This window comes from Chitinophaga caeni (genome assembly GCF_002557795.1).
GTDB lineage: Bacteria > Bacteroidota > Bacteroidia > Chitinophagales > Chitinophagaceae > Chitinophaga > Chitinophaga caeni.
In genome coordinates this window covers 138,099-155,127 of the sequence record NZ_CP023777.1, presented here as the reverse complement: position 1 = coordinate 155,127, position 17,029 = coordinate 138,099, and the positions used below count along the sequence as shown (strand labels likewise).

Annotated in this window: 14 protein-coding genes; 8 read left to right on the top strand and 6 right to left on the bottom strand. The window is 43.3% G+C overall.

Going from position 1 to position 17,029, the window contains the following annotated elements:
• Positions 1 to 141: 141 nt before the first annotated feature.
• The 3 genes from COR50_RS00670 to COR50_RS00660 form a co-directional block, all read right to left on the bottom strand.
• A complete protein-coding gene (locus COR50_RS00670; RefSeq protein WP_098192178.1) occupies positions 142 to 1,671 on the bottom strand; it encodes an aspartyl protease family protein in 1,530 nt (509 codons plus the stop codon).
• Between the two features lie 122 nt (positions 1,672 to 1,793).
• Positions 1,794 to 2,444: a ligase-associated DNA damage response endonuclease PdeM gene (gene pdeM, locus COR50_RS00665; protein ID WP_098192177.1), complete on the bottom strand. Its 651-nt coding sequence runs from the start codon at positions 2,442 to 2,444 to the stop codon at positions 1,794 to 1,796.
• 52 nt (positions 2,445 to 2,496) lie between these two features.
• The gene (locus tag COR50_RS00660; RefSeq protein WP_098192176.1) at positions 2,497 to 4,944 is read right to left on the bottom strand and encodes a ligase-associated DNA damage response DEXH box helicase; all 2,448 of its coding nucleotides are present in this window, start codon (positions 4,942 to 4,944) and stop codon (positions 2,497 to 2,499) included.
• 55 nt (positions 4,945 to 4,999) lie between these two features.
• Here COR50_RS00660 and COR50_RS00655 point away from each other — a divergent pair, with 55 nt between their 5' ends.
• Positions 5,000 to 6,328, top strand: a complete 1,329-nt coding sequence (locus COR50_RS00655; protein WP_098196045.1) for an NCS2 family permease — start codon at positions 5,000 to 5,002, stop codon at positions 6,326 to 6,328.
• Positions 6,329 to 6,330: 2 nt separating this feature from the next.
• Here the strand turns inward: COR50_RS00655 and COR50_RS00650 are convergent, their stop codons facing one another.
• The gene (locus COR50_RS00650) at positions 6,331 to 7,143 is read right to left on the bottom strand and encodes a sulfite exporter TauE/SafE family protein (RefSeq protein WP_098192175.1); all 813 of its coding nucleotides are present in this window, start codon (positions 7,141 to 7,143) and stop codon (positions 6,331 to 6,333) included.
• A gap of 531 nt (positions 7,144 to 7,674) precedes the next feature.
• On the opposite strand from COR50_RS00650, the gene COR50_RS00645 reads away from it, so the two are divergent.
• Complete coding sequence (locus COR50_RS00645; RefSeq protein ID WP_098192174.1) at positions 7,675 to 8,157, top strand: hypothetical protein; 483 nt, start codon at positions 7,675 to 7,677, stop codon at positions 8,155 to 8,157.
• A 93-nt stretch (positions 8,158 to 8,250) separates the two neighbouring features.
• Here the strand turns inward: COR50_RS00645 and COR50_RS00640 are convergent, their stop codons facing one another.
• Positions 8,251 to 9,564: an ABC transporter substrate-binding protein gene (locus COR50_RS00640; RefSeq protein ID WP_098192173.1), complete on the bottom strand. Its 1,314-nt coding sequence runs from the start codon at positions 9,562 to 9,564 to the stop codon at positions 8,251 to 8,253.
• Positions 9,565 to 9,675: 111 nt separating this feature from the next.
• Positions 9,676 to 11,214 (bottom strand): glutamine-hydrolyzing GMP synthase, encoded by a 1,539-nt coding sequence (guaA, locus tag COR50_RS00635; RefSeq protein WP_098192172.1) that lies wholly within the window; start codon positions 11,212 to 11,214, stop codon positions 9,676 to 9,678.
• A gap of 237 nt (positions 11,215 to 11,451) precedes the next feature.
• Here guaA and COR50_RS00630 point away from each other — a divergent pair, with 237 nt between their 5' ends.
• The 6 genes from COR50_RS00630 (at position 11,452) to COR50_RS00605 (ending at position 17,002) form a co-directional block, all read left to right on the top strand.
• On the top strand, positions 11,452 to 12,177 hold the full coding sequence (locus COR50_RS00630) for a head GIN domain-containing protein (protein ID WP_098192171.1): 726 nt from the start codon (positions 11,452 to 11,454) through the stop codon (positions 12,175 to 12,177).
• Positions 12,178 to 12,555: 378 nt separating this feature from the next.
• Positions 12,556 to 13,476, top strand: coding sequence for an NADPH-dependent FMN reductase family protein (locus COR50_RS00625; protein WP_098192170.1), 921 nt, complete (start codon positions 12,556 to 12,558; stop codon positions 13,474 to 13,476).
• A gap of 96 nt (positions 13,477 to 13,572) precedes the next feature.
• A complete protein-coding gene (locus COR50_RS00620; RefSeq protein WP_098192169.1) occupies positions 13,573 to 14,709 on the top strand; it encodes a beta-ketoacyl-ACP synthase III in 1,137 nt (378 codons plus the stop codon).
• A gap of 101 nt (positions 14,710 to 14,810) precedes the next feature.
• A complete protein-coding gene (locus COR50_RS00615; protein WP_098192168.1) occupies positions 14,811 to 15,218 on the top strand; it encodes a hypothetical protein in 408 nt (135 codons plus the stop codon).
• 8 nt (positions 15,219 to 15,226) lie between these two features.
• Positions 15,227 to 16,252, top strand: coding sequence for a BtrH N-terminal domain-containing protein (locus COR50_RS00610; RefSeq protein WP_098196044.1), 1,026 nt, complete (start codon positions 15,227 to 15,229; stop codon positions 16,250 to 16,252).
• Between the two features lie 3 nt (positions 16,253 to 16,255).
• Positions 16,256 to 17,002, top strand: a complete 747-nt coding sequence (locus tag COR50_RS00605) for an ABC transporter ATP-binding protein (RefSeq protein WP_232516238.1) — start codon at positions 16,256 to 16,258, stop codon at positions 17,000 to 17,002.
• Positions 17,003 to 17,029: the final 27 nt, after the last annotated feature.

The following is a 17,029-nucleotide window of genomic DNA, read 5'->3' as shown; positions in this document are numbered from 1 at the left end:
TACTACAAAACAAAAGTAATTTTTAGCAAAAAGCTATGAAATAGAAATATTCAACGCTGTTAACTCTGCTGAATTGTAATGGAAGATCAATCCTGAATTCATTTAAATTAACTATTTTTTACGTAGTATCCACTATTTCCTTTACATATTCATATTTGCTATATCTAATTGGTGTTTTTTACCCCCGCGGCGCAGCGTTAATTTAATCGGCACACGCTTCCAAGTCAATTGATATTTCTTAATCATATCATACGCTTCAAAGATATTCGCTTTTTCACCGTTGATTTTTTCCACGGTATCTCCTACAAGTAAACCGGACTTTTCGGCCGGGGAGCCGGGTTGTAGCTGTTTGACTTTTAATTTTCCATCCTCGAAGCCATACATAATTTGCGCGATCCAAAAATCGGAAGGGTAACCGAATTGTTGATTCGGCACAAAATAAAATTCCTTGGAGCCTGCATTTAAATACACGTTGAATTGCTTGATGATATTGATACCCAAACTGCCATCTCCATGCGACCATTTTTCATCGCCATCGGTATAATGCTGCAAGGTACCCGTTGGGTAATATAATTGCTTGTTGCCGATCATAACAGTATCAATACGGCCGATAGAGGTTTTTGTCGTATGACCGAAACTGATATTCGTACTATAGCTCTCCACCCTGAAACGATCCAACAAATGATGCTCTTTTACAAATGGTCCGAAAAGGATGATGTCGTAACCGGCGCCGGTATCGAATGTTAAATTAGCCATGCTTTGTTGCCCGCGGATGTTTACGGCTGTTTCAATACTTGCTGTGCCCGTGAAATGCATCGGGACAATACTTCCGCCAGCGGGATAGTCAAATTTTCCGAAAGTATAAAGCCGCAACAATTTCGCATCGAAATCTATACAAACAATGTAATCCCGCATAACGTTTCCGCCGAATAATCCATCTAACGTACCATCATATTGAGGAAAAATAGCAATGTTTTGCCGATCGAGACTTACCTTATCATTTAATTGCAAAGTATTATTACTGCTGATGCTTACTTGTGTTGTACCGCCTACAACGCTCGTATTCTGCTGGCGGCTGACTTTTAAACCGATTTCATCAGCTACTGCTTTTTTCAAACCGATACCATCTGCTCCCGTATCAAATAGCATATTCAATACTTTAGGATGATTGTTGATGTGAACTTGCACAACGATTTTTTTGTCGACGAGTTCAAATGGGATATTGCCTATTGGCTTAGATGCTTTGTTTAGATGCAAACCGTATAATTGGTCGAATAATTCGATCCGGTCAATTTTACCTTTTTGATCTAACTGGATGATTGATATGGAAGGATCTTGATCCTTATATTGATATTTCACTTCCAATTGATGCAAATCTTTGTTTTCGCTAACGAGACTTAATGATTCCAATTCATGGTACTTGTTAATAACCTGCTGATACATCCCATCGGCTGATGGACGACTATACGCCCCGACGCTAAAGTGTTCTCCCAGGTAAGGTTTGATGCTGTCAAATTGCTTGGATTGAATGCTTGCTTCCAGTTGATCAACTATTTGCGATGCCGGAATTTGTTGTGCTTTACTAGTTAAATAAGAGCCAAAAAGAAGGCATAAAAATACGGCAAGGTTTTTCCATAAGCAGGAAAAATGCCTGTTACTTGGTTGGTTCATGTTTTTTTAATGGTTGTGACAGCAAAAATAGGATTAATGGTTGAATGACTGTATACCATTTATAAAATTCTCATCCTGCAGCATGGGCTCGCGAGCCCATGCTGCAGGGGGAAGGAACAAAATCATTGCATCCTGATGATTTTATTTTCTGCCACAACAAATACCGGTTCCGATTTTTGTGCCTTGATCGTGTACATACCTGTGAATCGGCTAAAGGCAGGCAAAACCCCGTAATCATCACCAAAATAAAAACATGGTAAGCGCATGGATTGCTTGGCTGCCCCGGAAATGCTTACCCCGGGATGCAAATGGCCGGATAACACGTACTGTTTTTCCTTGGCCCGGTGCATTTCAGGATCATGGGCAAAATGAATGTTTTGAATATCCAGGAAATCATAACAGGAAATATTCAATTGATCATAAATATCGAGGGCTAAAATATCATGATTTCCATTTACAAGTTCGAATTGTAACGATTGGAATTGTTGCCGCCATATTTTAAAATATGCAATATCATTGTTATAATCACTATGAAACATATCTCCAACAACGATAAGGCGATCCGGGCAATAAAAGGTAATCAGTTGTTGCAACCTACGTAGATCTACCTCGACAAGATTCGATGGTACAGCGATCCCGGCTTTCCTAAAATGGGCTGACTTCCCGCAGTGAAGGTCCGCGATGATTAATGCCCTTTCATCTTTCCAATAAATAGCCTTGCCGGCAGATAATTTCCACTGTTGACCTTTATGCTCGAAAGCCGTCTCTTCCATGTAGCAAAACTAGTAGTTTTTCCGGCGCTGAATATATTTTTTATTATGCTATTTAATCCAGTGTCATTTTCTTAATCCTATCTGTTAATTGTTCACTGGTAAGGGTTTCGCGCAGGCTGTCAACTTTTATTGGGAAGCAGAAGGGCGTAAGTTTTTGAGGTTCGGTGATGATGACCTGGCTGGTCTGAATCCGTTCCAGTGTATGTCTTAAACGCACCTCTTCCATCTGCTCGAAAAAAGCTTCATTAAAAGCTTCTTTTAATAATAAGTTTTGTGGATCGTAGTCTTTAAAAACATTAAAAATCAAAGAAGATGATGATTGTAAATGCTTGCCTGCCTTATGCTTACCGGGAAAACCTTGAAATACTAATCCCGAGATTACCGAAATGTCACGGAACTTCCTGCGGGCCATCTCGGTGGCATTTACACTCGATTGTATATCAATGTTTAAATGCTCCGTGCTGAACAATTGTTTCACATTTTCTGCATCTAAAGGAATGGGCTGATCGGATAATAATTCGAAACCGTAATCGTTCATCGCGATGGAAAAGGAGATCGGTTGCAATTTACTCAAGCGGAAAGCTAATAGGGCAGCCATTACTTCGTGGACTAATCTCCCTTCGAATGGATATACAAATAAATGGTAACCATCTTTGGTATATATTTTTTCTATCAATAATTCATTTTCCCCCGGAATAAAGCTCAACTCTTTTTGTAATTGGAATAAAGGTGTTAATGCCCGCATTTCTATGTCCTTGGAACGCTTGGATTGATTAGCTTCGTTGAATTTCTGCCGCAGCATCCGCCCAAGGTTGGCCGACAACGGCATTCTTCCGCCCATCCAGCTCGGCACGATACTTTTGCCTGTCCCGGCTTTACGAACTAATACCGTCATGTCCTTGATCATCACGAATTCCAATCTTTTACCGCCTAATGTAAAAAAGTCACCGGGATTCAACCTTGATATAAACCATTCTTCGATAACGCCGATATACCCGCCGGCGAGGAATTTTACTTTTAACATCGGGCTGCTTACGATCGTTCCTATATGCATCCGGTGCCGCGAGGCAATCGTACGGTTTGTGCACACATACAAACCATCTTCATCGATATGCAATTTTTTATATTCATCGTATTGATATAATGCTTCCCCACCGCTTGTGAGGAAGTTCAACAACCAGCTCCATTCATCACTTGATATCGATTGAAAACAATAAGTATTTTGAATTTCAATAAAGGTTTGATCGGGATCAAAGCCGCCTGAAACACCCAGCGTAACAAGGTACTGCAACAGCACATCCCAAGCAAGCATCGTGGGTTGACGATCTTCTACATACTCCATCTTCATAGCGGTTTTCAGTGCAGCCGCTTCTACCAGCTCCATGGCATGTGTCGGTACGAACCAGATTTTGCTGATCTCGTAAGGACTATGCCCGCTCCGCCCTGCTCTTTGCAGGAATCTCGCCACACCTTTCGGGCTTCCTACTTGTATCACGGTATCTACCGGCCTGAAATCTACGCCGAGGTCTAAGCTGGAGGTACAAACCACCAGTTTTAAAATACCGTTATGTAGCGCTTCTTCCACCCAAGCTCTCAACTCGGCATCGATGGAACCATGATGTAAGGCAATGGTTCCGGCAAATTCTGGGTACTGCCGCAAAATTTCCTGGTACCATATTTCAGATTGACCGCGGGTATTGGTAAACAGGAGTGTCGTTTTACTGTTTTCTATGATGGGAATCACCTGGTGCAACATCTTTAAACCGAGATGTCCCGCCCAGGGGTATGTTTCTATTTCGGGGGGAATAATGCTGTGTAATTCGATATTTTTATTCAAAGATGCCTTGATGATAATGCCGTCTGCTGTACCCGGACCCAAAAGTACTTCCATGGCTTCTTCTAGGTTGCCGATGGTGGCAGATATTCCCCAGGTTCTCAGTTTTGGACATAACATCTTTAGCCTCGACAAAGCCAACTCCACCATAACGCCCCGTTTATTACCAAGCAATTCATGCCATTCGTCACAAACGATGGTTCGTAGTTTTTTGAATAAAGCGGTATGGTTCTTTTGTGATAATAAAATATGTAAACTTTCGGGTGTGATAATCAATATTTCCGGCATCTGGGACAGTTGCTGCCTGCGAACCTGCGTACTGGTATCACCGCTCCTGATACCTACTTGCCAGGCAATACCCAGTTCGGTTAAAGCCGTTTCCATGGCCCTGCCAATATCTTTTGCCAAAGCTCTTAAGGGAGTAATCCAGATCAATTGCAAGCCATTGCCTGTTTTAGTGGCAAATGAATCGGCGTGTTGATCGATCCATTCAATAACATGGCCCAGGAATAATGAAAAGGTTTTACCGAACCCGGTAGGGGCATTCACTAACCCGGATCGACCATGCAATAAATGTTCCCAAGCTTCTTCTTGGAATGCGAATGGTTGCTGCCCTTTTGCCGCGAACCATTCTTCGATCAACTTCCATCCTTTCGAGTACGGCATCCCATAAAATTACATCAAATGCTGCATTTTGATGACAGCATATTACTTTTGCAACATGTCAATAAGTTCGTATTTCAAGTTAAAAGAACATCAAACCACGGTTAAAACCGAATTGCTTGCCGGGTTGACTACATTTTCCACCATGGCTTATATCCTGGTGGTCAACCCGATGATCCTTTCTAAAACCGGGATGGATTTCAATGCTTTAATTACCGCGACTGCATTGGCTGCGGCTATAGGTACTTTCGTAATGGCCATCGCTGCCAAGTTGCCGATTGCCGTAGCGCCGGGCATGGGTTTAAATGCTTTTTTTGCTTATACGGTCGTACTATCCATGGGATATACCTGGCAGTTTGCATTGACGGCTGTCTTCCTGGAAGGTGTCATTTTCATCTTGTTATCCTTGTTTAATATCCGGGAAGCCATTATTAATAGTATACCGGCCAATTTAAAGCATGCGATCTCGGTAGGTATCGGGTTATTGATCGCCTTGATTGGCTTAGCCAATGCCGGTATTATTGAGACGGGAATGAAATATGTTGGCGATGGTAAGTTGGACGGCGTTATATTGAAAATGGGGGATGTTACGGAGGCTGGACCAATGATTGCCCTCATCGGGGTTATAGTGAGCGCCGTGCTAATGTACAGAAAAGTAAATGCGGCCTTATTGATCGGTATCATCGTTGCCACGGTAGTGGGAATCCCGCTGGGTTTAACGCATTTACCCGTTGGAGGTAAATTTCTTAGCCTGCCTCCTTCATTGTCACCGATCGCATTCAAGTTACAGTTCGATCAAATATTCTCCATGAAGATGGTGCTGATATTATTCACCTTGTTATTAATCAACTTATTTGATACTGTAGGTACCTTAATAGGTTTGTGTCATAAGGCGGGTTTGCTCGATGCGCGGGGCAGGATTCCCAGGGCAAAACAAGCTTTGCTTGCGGATGCGGTAGGCACCACGGCAGGCGCTTTATTGGGAACGAGCGTGGTAACGGCCTATGTTGAAAGTGCCAGCGGCATTGCGGCTGGTGGTAGAACAGGGTTGACGTCCTTGACTGTGGCGGGAATGTTCCTAATATCCTTATTTTTCGCTCCCTTATTCGCAATGATTCCAGGCGCGGCAACGGCCCCGGCATTGATCATCGTTGGTATGTTAATGATGTCGGCGGTGACGGAGATCCGGTTCGATGATATCACGGAAGCATTGCCCGCTTTTCTCACGATCGTAATGATGCCGTATTCATACAGCATTGCCGAAGGGATCGTATTTGGAATGCTTTCTTATGTTTTATTGAAGGTCTTAACAGGAAAAGGGAAAGATATCAGTCCTGTCATGTACGTACTTTTTGTATTATTTATACTCAGTTTCCTCGTGAAGTAAACTTACTTGGTAAATAGCAACCGGATGCCGACAATAAATAGAGCCCCTGCCAAGGCAATGATAATGCCTTTGGGTTTTACCCGGTGCGACAAGCCCGCGCCCAATTGCGCGCCAACCACTACGCCAATCCCGATAAACACTGCCGTTTGCCAACCTTCCCAAAAGCTTCCGTCGATCATATGTACAATAGTGCCGGAAAGTGCCATGATGGCCAATATAAAGTGGGATGTTGCAGTGGCTATATGGATAGGGAAGTCTAATAAACTCACCAGGGCAGGAACGTGGATAATACCGCCGCCGATACCCAGCAAGCTGGAAAGAAAACCTACAAAAAAGCTGATGATAATGCCTACCCAGATATTAAAACTAAACTTATGTACTTCACCTGAACTATCTGTTAGGGTTCTATGGACTAATTTGCCGCGGTTAAATTTATTGGCGTAAGCCCCCTGGCTTGGCTTTAGAAAAAGGAAAACGCTGATAACGATTAATAAAACACCGAGGATCATATTAAATAAATGCCTGGAAATCACGGAAGTTAACATCGCACCCAAGATGGAACCGGGTAATGTAGCCAGTGCAAAATAGAAAGCAGATTTATAATCGATCCTCTTCATCCTGCCATATGCAATGGAACCGGAACTGGCATTTAAAAATACGACGGCCAAGGAAATACTTGTCAGTACATCCGGCGGCATATCCGGGAAAACGAGAATTAGTATCGGTACTAATATAAACCCGCCCCCGGCACCGATTAACGTTCCGAAGGTGCCTATTAAAAAACCTAATGCTACTAGTAAAATGCCGTGTTGCATAATGATGTGACCGAAAAACTTTTACCGTTATTGTTGGTGTATAGATTATGAATAATTTCTTGATCCGATGCCTTGGATCCGGGTTGTTGCAATACCAGTTACGACCAAACTAATGAATACGAAAAACATTTATTTAACACTTGTCAAACAAATATATTAACGGTTGGTTTGTATCAATGGTTTCGAAACGAATCTTCCTTGTTTACATATCTGTTGTAATACAATTAGCAAGGATTGGGTGTAAAGGTAGGGTATTTTTAACTTCGGTGTATACAAACTCCCTACTGTACTGGGTTGTAGCTATTTGTCCCCAGGGGGTGTTTTGTAATAAGATTATCGCTAATATTTTTAAATGCCAAAATTAGGTTGCGATGTAATGCGTGTTTTAGGCCAAATATTACACCAAATAGATAGGGATTTTATACTAGTAAAGCGGATAAAAACGAGGGTAGATTTTCTTATTTTTTATAGAAATTTTAATTTCACCTACGGAAAATCCCTGGTTGAATCTCTTAAATTCAATATTATACTATGAAAATTATCATTTGCCTACTTTTTTGTACCGCCTTTTACTTTTCTGCCCATTCGCAGATATTGACCAAGTTTGATACGATCCGGTTGAAAGAAAAAATAGATTATAAATTGGCTGAACCCGCTGTTCTGGAAGCCTCGGAAATGATCCTTTCAAACCCCGCGTACCCTTCTTTACAAACTTGGCAGGCTACTGTTGCATTTATTTTTAGATGGATAAACGGTACGCCGGACTACAAATTGGAACTCAATGAATTTATGGGAAGTATCCTTAAGGATAAAGTTGCACTGCCCATTTATCTTACCAGCTTCGCAAAATCAGCAATTAACTCTAATGGCAGTGCCTCCACCCGGGAGATCGAAGATGCCGCATTGAAACTGATGGTGGATTACTTGAAAGACGATCAGCATAAAGTTAAGCTGGGTAAGAAAATGAAACAGTTTATAAAAGATTACGAGGAAAATCAAGCCAATGGGAAATAGTAATTGGCTCCTGTTAAATAGAAACGTCCCTGCCATTGACAGGGACGTTTTTTATAAAGAGTTTTTCGAAATGTATTTCGAGCGGAATGATAACTACTGCATTTTGAAATCTGCGCTGTCTCCTTTTTGAATGATGTAGATCTGTTGATTCTCAAAATAAGAAGGTTGCGACAAGGAATCCTGCTGCTGCAAGTATATCGGTTGGAAATTAAAATTAGTAAATACCTTGTAAGGAGAATCATTGATATCCTTATTAAAATAAATACCATCCTTACCCATTAACTTGATGAAGTAATAAGTAAACTCAAATCCTTTCAATGCATTATCGCTAGGATTAATCCTGTAGTTTTTCCTGAAATAATCACCCACGTATTTATTAAAAGGCGAATTTTTGTCAACAAAATAAGGGGATGAATAATAAATACTCATGCCATCAAATTCCGGTTCTTTGAATTTCATCACATCCCAGGTCGGCATCCCGAATATTTGAACGGGGTATTTTGACATCTGCGTACTTAATTTGCGGACGATCGTTTTACTGCCTGGCTCATCCAATGCCGTAATAATACAGATGTTTGGGCGATCCGTCAATAAATATTGCGCTATTTCATCATCGGGAGTGTTTTCATTCCAAACTACTTCGCGTATCCTTGATTTAGTAGGCAAGGTGGAGTTGGTATATGACTCCTTGATATCGGAAGCGATCATATTTTCCAGGGTTGAAGCCCTTTTGAAAACGAGAATATTCTTATTGGCAAAAGCTTTTTGAACGTAATTCTGGATAGCGTTACAATGCGTTTTCAAGGTGCTGTTCGCGATCAGGTAGAAGGGGTTTCCCGTGATACCCGCATCGTTGGGATAAGTAGCTGATACGAAGTTGATTTGCTTTTGTTTCGCGAAATCGCTTAGGATTTGTATTTCCGGTGGCGTAACGGAGCCGATAATCAGGTCCATCGCTTCTAATTGCTTGGTCCGTACCAGGGTAGAAGGATCATTGCCACGGGCTTTGCTATCGTAAACGAATACATTTAATTTATATCCTTGCTTTTGCAACGTGTCTAAGGCCAATTGGGCGCCTTCGTAAAACTCCAGTCCGGGCACTACGAAACGGGGCATTTGCCTGCCGGGTAGCTCATCGCCCGTAATGAATAATGAGTCCAGGTAAAGGGGAACGAAAATAGCCACGTTATAACGGTCTCTTTTCACCTCTTGGGCGAAGGCAGGAACGTTGAAAGGCGGTTTTACCTCCGGTTTCGGTGCTTCTTCTTTCTTTTCTTCGACCGGTTTTTCTTTTACGGTGGTAACCGGGGGAGCCGTGGTCGTTTTCTTGGTGGTTTTACACGCGGATAAGATAATACAGATTGCTGTACAATAAAGCCAGGTGCGATGTATAGTTATTCGATTCATAGCGTTGCAACAATTACAAAAATCGTTCCCAAAAAGCCTAGGAACCTGATTTCATGATAGGGGCCAACCCTTTGATGGTCGGCCCCTTTATGTAAATGCTTTGATATAAAATTATTCCCATTCGATCGTAGCCGGTGGCTTCGAGCTAATATCGTATACCACGCGGTTAATACCTTTCACCTTGTTGATGATATCGTTGGAAACCTTTGCTAAAAATTCATATGGCAAATGCGCCCAATCGGCTGTCATACCATCTGTTGAAGTTACGGCACGTAAGGCTACGGTAAATTCGTAGGTTCTTTCATCGCCCATTACACCAACACTTTGCACGGGCAACAGGATCGTCCCTGCTTGCCATACTTGGTTATATAAACCGCTTTCTTTCAAGCCGTCGATATAAATAGCATCTGCTTCTTGCAGCAAGGCTACTTTTTCAGGAGTAATTTCCCCGAGGATACGGATCGCTAAGCCAGGGCCCGGGAAGGGGTGGCGTGCTAAGAAGATATCGCTGATGCCGATTTCTTTACCTACGCGGCGAACCTCGTCTTTAAACAGGAAACGCAAAGGCTCAACCAGCTTCATATTCATCTTTTCAGGTAAGCCGCCCACGTTATGGTGCGATTTGATCGTAGCGGAAGGACCGTTTACGGAAACGGATTCAATGACATCCGGGTAAATCGTTCCCTGTCCTAAGAAGGAGATGTCCTTCAATTCGTTCGCTTCCTGCTGGAAAACCTCGATAAATAATCGGCCGATGATTTTCCGCTTGGTTTCCGGATCGGTGACGCCATTTAATTCGCCGTAGAACATATCCTTGGCGTTAATGCCTTTCACGTTCAGTCCCATATGTTTATAGGAATCCAACACGCTTTCAAACTCGTCTTTCCTCAATAAGCCGTTATCTACGAAAATGCAGTACAAATTGCTGCCGATCGCTTTATGGATCAACTCTGCTGCAACGGTTGAGTCAACACCACCGCTGAGCGCCATCACCACTTTCTTGTCGCCAACTTCCTGTTGGATCCTGGCAATGGTTTCTTGCACGAAAGCTGCCGGGGTCCAATCTTGGGACATTTTACATATATGTACTAAGAAATTTCTAAGAATTTGTTTCCCTTCTAATGAATGTGTTACTTCCGGGTGGAATTGCAATCCGAAGATGGGATATTGGGTTAAGGTTTTGCATTTGAATGCGGCCACGGGGATGCTCCCTGTATGCGCGATGATTTCGAAGGCTTCGGGCAGGCGGGTGATGGTGTCTGCATGGCTCATCCAAACCTGGCTTTTTTCCGAGATGTCGTAAAATAAAGCCTCTTCTTTATCTTGGTGCTCCATGATAGCACGGCCATATTCGCGGTGGTTACTTTTGGCAACTTCCCCACCAAAGTATTGCGCCATATGTTGCGCGCCGTAACAAATGCCGAGTACCGGTACCTGGGAAGCCAATTCCTTGATATCTACTTTGGGCGCCTGCGGATCATTTACGGAGAAAGGGCTGCCCGATAAAATTATTCCCTTGATGCTACTATCCAATACTACTGGACTAAGACAAGGCTGAATCTCACAATATACATTAAGTTCCCGGATGCACCTGGCGATCAGTTGCGTGTATTGGGAACCGAAATCTAGGATCAAAATCTTTTCTGTCATGGTGGTGCAAAGATAATAGAGTTTGTGCATTCCCCATCTACTTGTCAATAATTTCAATAATGGTAATTAGCTTATTTTTGCTTATAGCTTGAAAACTTCTTTTGGCGGGGCATTAAAAAAAATCTTACCGTGCTTGCAACTTTTGTTGTTACCGCGCTTCTTTAATTTGTTAACACCTTCCAATTAGCGGAAGAAATGATTATATTCAACTAAAATAAAAAAAATAAAACCCTGGTTATGAAACAGTTTTTAAGACTCCCCATATTTATAATGTTAATTTGCTTCGTGGCTAGCTGCGATGTTACCGGGCAAAGAATTACCGGCAGCGGGAATGTTGTCAAGGAAAATAGGGATAATGTTCCTTCTTTCAATGAAATCAGCGTTTCCGGTTCCATGGACGTTTATGTGTCCAAAGGGGCGACGCAATCCATCACGATCGAGGGCGATGATAATATTATACCCTATGTAGAACTCGAAGTAAAGGGTAGCGACCTCAATATCGGTATGCGCAGGAATTACAACTATAATTTCCGTAAAAGCCTGAAAATTTATATCACGGTACCCGAAGTGGTGGGCGTTTCCCTGACAGGTAGCGGCGATTTGAAGATGGAAGATGAATTTTCCGTTACCAGGGATGTGAAGGTTTCCTTAACCGGATCGGGTAACTTATATGCCAGGTTTAAAGCGCCTAACGTTGGCGCCCGCTTAACGGGTTCCGGTGACTTGTACATCGCCGGCGAAACCAGGGATTTTAACATTGTCATCACGGGTAGCGGTGATGTAGATGGTGATAATTTGATGTCTGAAGCAACGAAAGTATCAATTTCGGGCAGCGGTGATGCCAGCGTACATGCCAGCGTGGACCTGGATGTAAAAATTTCGGGCAGCGGCGATGTTACGTACAAAGGCAGCCCGAATGTTAACTCCAAGATCAGCGGCTCGGGGAGCGTACGTAAAAATTAATATATTAATTCATTGTAGCGAACTGTAGCTGGGCGATACAGTAGTACAAAAGCTGGATCGAGCAATCAAATTGGTGGCCGTGATGGCCAATTGGTGCCCTTTTTTGGTGCTTTTTGGGGCAAGCAAAAAAGTACAAGAAACGAGTAGATGAACATTGATTCGAACCATTGAAGGATCAAATTGCTCCCCGGTTAAAATTTAGTCGGACAATAATGATATTAATTAATTGTATTTAATTAAATGAATAATAGGAGGATAGTCATTTGGGCTATCCTTCATCATTTTATCATGTAGGCCGTATCATCTATTAAAAATTTCACTAACACTCGGGGAGATTTTGTAAGTTTACGGCTTCAATCGTGAACAGGAGATTCCTATATGAACCACCAACTGAAGATACTGGTTGTCTATTATTCTCAAAGTGGCCAACTGAGAGAAATCATTGATACTATCGTTGCTCCGATCAAGGACGCGCAAGTAGTATTTAAGCAATTGGAGCCGGTGGAACCCTTCCCATTTCCTTGGCGGAAACAGCAGTTTTTTGATGCGATGCCGGAATGTGTTTTGGGGCGTCCGCGGGCAAATAAACCGTTGGATACGGTTGATGAAGCATACGACCTGGTAATTTTAGGTTACCAGCCATGGTTTTTATCACCTTCACAACCGGTAGAAGCCTTTTTACAATCCGCTGATGCAAAAAAAATATTGGCCGGGAAACCCGTTATCACGGTTTCGGGTTGCCGCAATATGTGGCTAAATGCGCAAGAACGTATAAAGGGGTATTTATCAGGCATAGGAGCCCGGTTAGTGGGAAATATTGCATTGGTGGATACCCATCATAATTTGATATCGCTGTTCACTATACAACGTTGGGCGTTCAAAGGTAAGAAAGACGGGCACCCGATTTTACCACCGGCGGGAGTTCAACAACAAGACATCGAAGCCAGCCACCGCTTCGCTGCACCGGTAGCCCAGGCGTTACATGAGGGGAAATGGGATGATTTACAGGATCAACTGGTAGCCCTCGGTTCCGTGAACGTACTACCGAGCTTGGTCGTTTTAGAAAATAGGGGAACGAAACCCTTCCGGTTTTTTGCCAACTTTATCAGTAAAAAAGGCGGCCCGGGCGAGGAAAGTCGCCAAGGGCGCGTTTGGATCTACAGGAACCTTTTACCTATTGCTGTAATTATCTTATCACCCATTTCTGCCGTTTCTGCATATATTACCCTGGTTACGAAAAGAAAACAATTAAACGAAGACGTTGCTTATTATAAAGGCGTAAAACTGAAACAACAGTAATGGCTACCCCAAAAAATGGGCAACATTTAACTTAGAATTGCCAAGATTCAGTTGAGTAGTCTATATTTACAGCCGCTTTAACTCTTAAAACCTGTCATGAAAGAAGTTTATATCACGAGGCTCGCCAAATGTTTACCGAATGAGCCTGTTGGGAATGATGAAATGGAGCTTATTTTAGGCAAGATCGATGGTAGGCCATCCCGTGCCCGTGCCATTGTATTGAATAGCAACAAGATACAAACCCGTTATTATGCCATGGATAAAGATGGAAATGCTACGCATACCAATGCATCCATGACTGCTGAAGCCGTTCAGAATTTATTTGATGATAAATTTCCCATCGGGAAAATGGAACTGCTCGCTTGCGGCACCACTTCCCCGGATCAAATGTTGCCTAACCATGCTGTAATGGTACACGGTTTGTTGAAATGTCAACCCGTGGAAGTAATTGCTGCTACCGGGGCTTGTGCCGCCGGGATGCAAGCTTTCAAATACGCATATATGAGCGTGAAATCCGGCAATACCAGTAATGCCGTAAGCACCGGCTCAGAAAGGTTATCGCCCTGGATGATGGCCGAAAAATTCGAACCTGAAACTGCTATCGTGAGCGAGATACAGGGCAACCCGATCATCGCCTTCGAAAAAGATTTCTTACGCTGGATGCTCTCCGATGGCGCTTGTGCAGCGCTTTTCCAAGATAAACCTAATGAAGAGGGCTTGAGCCTGCGCATCGATTGGGTTGAAATTGCTTCTTTCGCCAACGAATATGAAACCTGCATGTATGCCGGCGGCGTGAAAACCCCGGATGGCGGCGTGAAAGGTTGGGTGGATATGAAGCCTACCGAATGGGCCCAAGACAGCGTTTTCTCCCTGAAACAAGATACCAAGATACTAGGAAAAAATATCGTGCCGATCGGTACCAAGTGGTGGAAGGAACTCATTGATAAACATCAGGTTAAGCTCGATGAGATCGATTATTTCTTACCCCATTTATCGTCTGAGTTTTTCCGCATGAAGATCGATGAAGAAATGTTACGCCTCGGCGTGCATGTTCCGCAGGAAAAATGGTTTACCAACCTTACCAAGGTCGGAAACGTGGGAACCGCTTCCCCGTATTTAATGTTGGAAGAGTTATTAAATACTGGTAAATTGAAGAAAGGGCAAAAGATCGTGATGATGATCCCGGAAAGCGCCCGTTTTTCTTATTCCTTTGCCCAAATTACGGTAGTCTGAGGCTACGGATACCAGGCTAAGGTTGCATTTTGTTGGTAAAATGATGAAAATCAACATTATCGTTCGGTATAACTTAATTTTGAATAACAAAACCATTTGGTATGAAAAAAGACGAGGTACCCCAAGATAATAACCAGTTACATCAACAGTCGTTTAAACAGTTGATGTACGCGGTCGATAATTCGGGGGATTACGTGAAAGTACCAAGCGTAGGTTGGGAACCGGAAAATGTCGCAATGGCGCAAGCTTGGGAACATGTGAATGAGAAAATCGCGTTGACAAAGGCCCGCGTTATTTCCGGAGAATTAAGTCCCGTTGCATATTACATGGAAAAATGCCTGATGGATCTGCCCACTTTGGCTGCGCATATCGGCAAATTTCAATGGCAGGTAAAACGACATTTCAAACCGGCTGTTTTCCAGAAATTAAATGAGAAGCTATTGCAACGTTACGCGGATGTTTTCCAAATATCCAGGGAACAGTTGCTTCATGTAAACGAAATAAAATGATTGAACCGATGACCGCCCCCCTCAAGGGAGAAATTGATCCTGGAGCATTTACCCATACACAGTTTGCCCATTGCGAAAGTGGTGTGGCATCCAACCTGTTGCGCCATTACGGCTTGCAAATCAGCGAACCCATGGCTTTCGGTATCGGCTCAGGACTGTTTTTCGGTCATCTGCCATTTGTAAAAGTGAACGGCATCCCCGGTACTACATACCGTATTTGGCCGGGTGGAATCTTCAATAAATTATGCAAACGCCTCGGCGTGAAGATGGTTTCCCAAAAGTTCAAGCAGCCGGCCAAAGCGATGGCGGCGCTCGATGAACTATTGAAGGAAGGTATCCCCGTAGGTATGCAAACCAGCGTTTATTACCTACCTTATTTGCCACCGGCTTACAGGTTTCACTTCAATGCCCATAACCTCGTCGTGTTCGGAAAGGATGGTGAAGATTACCTGGTGAGCGACCCGGTGATGGAAGAAGTTGCCAAGATAGATTACGACAGTTTGGCGAAAGCCAGGTTTGCAAAAGGCTACCCGGAACCGAGCGGTAAATTGTATTACCCCGTAGAAGTGCCTAAACAGGTGGATCTTTCGAAAGCGATCAAGCAGGGGATCGATCAAACTTGCAACTTCATGTTGCGTGTTCCGGTGCCGATGCTGGGTGTAAAAGGAATTAAATTCCTGGGTAAAAGAGTCAAGAAATACCCGCAACTCGGTGATCGTAGGGCCACTTTATTCCTCGGCAATATCATCCGTATGCAGGAAGAAATCGGTACTGGCGGCGCCGGTTTCCGTTTTATGTATGCCGCGTTCTTACAGGAAGCCGCTAATTACCTGGAACGGGATGAACTGAAACCGATGGCGCAAGAGCTAACGGCTATCGGTGATCAATGGCGGCAATTCGCTTTCGATGCCGGGAGAATCTGCAAGAGCAGGGAATCCCATGCAAATGGTTATGACTTATTATCGGACCGGTTGATGGCGATCGCTTCACAGGAGACCGATTTTTATAAAAAATTGTGGAAAGTAAAATTGTAAGCCGTGGAAAGTATCGTGGTTAAAGACTTGCATAAAACTTACAATGGCGCGGTAGAACCATCCGTGGCGGGACTGGATTTCAGCTTCCCGGAAGGACGGATCGCTGGCTTACTCGGCCCCAACGGCGCAGGAAAAACTACCACGATTTCTATCATCTGCGGTATCGTGAAAGCTAGCGCGGGAACAGTGACGGTTTGCCAGCTCCCCCAAGATGCTATGCACCGGGAAAAAATCAAGCAAATGATCGGTATTGTGCCGCAGCAAATTGCTTTATTCCCCGGGTTGACGGCCTTTGAGAACTTGATTTATTTCGGTAATCTCTACGGCTTAAAAGGGGCATCGCTAAGAAGAAAAGTAAATCATTATTTAGAAATATTCGGACTGGAACATGCCGCCAATAAGGAAGTTTCGAAGTTTTCCGGTGGCATGAAAAGGCGTACGAATATTATCGCCGCTATCTTGCATGATCCCAAATTGCTGATCCTCGATGAACCTACCGCCGGGGTGGACGTGCAATCCCGGAACATGATCCTACAGTTTTTGAAGGAATATAATGCATCGGGAAACAGTATCCTGTATACTTCGCATCTGCTGGAAGAAGCGCAGGCTTTATGTGATGAAGTAGTAATCATGGATCAAGGTAAATTGATCGCCCAAGGCGATCCCCATGAATTGGTGGAGATCCATGGAGAATGCAGGAACCTGGAAGATGTGTTTTTGCATTATACCGGGCATGCAGTGCGGGATTAATAAACCTACAAAAATTAAATTATAGCA

Excerpts from the sequence above, each read along its gene's own strand:
- COR50_RS00650 (WP_098192175.1), bottom strand. The coding sequence starts at position 7,143 with ATGCAACACGGCATTTTACTAGTAGCATTAGGTTTTTTAATAGGCACC.
- guaA (WP_098192172.1), bottom strand. The coding sequence starts at position 11,214 with ATGACAGAAAAGATTTTGATCCTAGATTTCGGTTCCCAATACACGCAA.
- pdeM (WP_098192177.1), bottom strand. The coding sequence starts at position 2,444 with ATGGAAGAGACGGCTTTCGAGCATAAAGGTCAACAGTGGAAATTATCT.
- COR50_RS00645 (WP_098192174.1), top strand. The coding sequence starts at position 7,675 with ATGAAAATTATCATTTGCCTACTTTTTTGTACCGCCTTTTACTTTTCT.
- COR50_RS00630 (WP_098192171.1), top strand. The coding sequence starts at position 11,452 with ATGAAACAGTTTTTAAGACTCCCCATATTTATAATGTTAATTTGCTTC.
- COR50_RS00655 (WP_098196045.1), top strand. The coding sequence starts at position 5,000 with ATGTCAATAAGTTCGTATTTCAAGTTAAAAGAACATCAAACCACGGTT.
- COR50_RS00660 (WP_098192176.1), bottom strand. The coding sequence starts at position 4,944 with ATGCCGTACTCGAAAGGATGGAAGTTGATCGAAGAATGGTTCGCGGCA.
- COR50_RS00640 (WP_098192173.1), bottom strand. The coding sequence starts at position 9,564 with ATGAATCGAATAACTATACATCGCACCTGGCTTTATTGTACAGCAATC.
- COR50_RS00610 (WP_098196044.1), top strand. The coding sequence starts at position 15,227 with ATGACCGCCCCCCTCAAGGGAGAAATTGATCCTGGAGCATTTACCCAT.
- COR50_RS00625 (WP_098192170.1), top strand. The coding sequence starts at position 12,556 with ATGAACCACCAACTGAAGATACTGGTTGTCTATTATTCTCAAAGTGGC.
- COR50_RS00620 (WP_098192169.1), top strand. The coding sequence starts at position 13,573 with ATGAAAGAAGTTTATATCACGAGGCTCGCCAAATGTTTACCGAATGAG.
- COR50_RS00670 (WP_098192178.1), bottom strand. The coding sequence starts at position 1,671 with ATGAACCAACCAAGTAACAGGCATTTTTCCTGCTTATGGAAAAACCTT.
- COR50_RS00615 (WP_098192168.1), top strand. The coding sequence starts at position 14,811 with ATGAAAAAAGACGAGGTACCCCAAGATAATAACCAGTTACATCAACAG.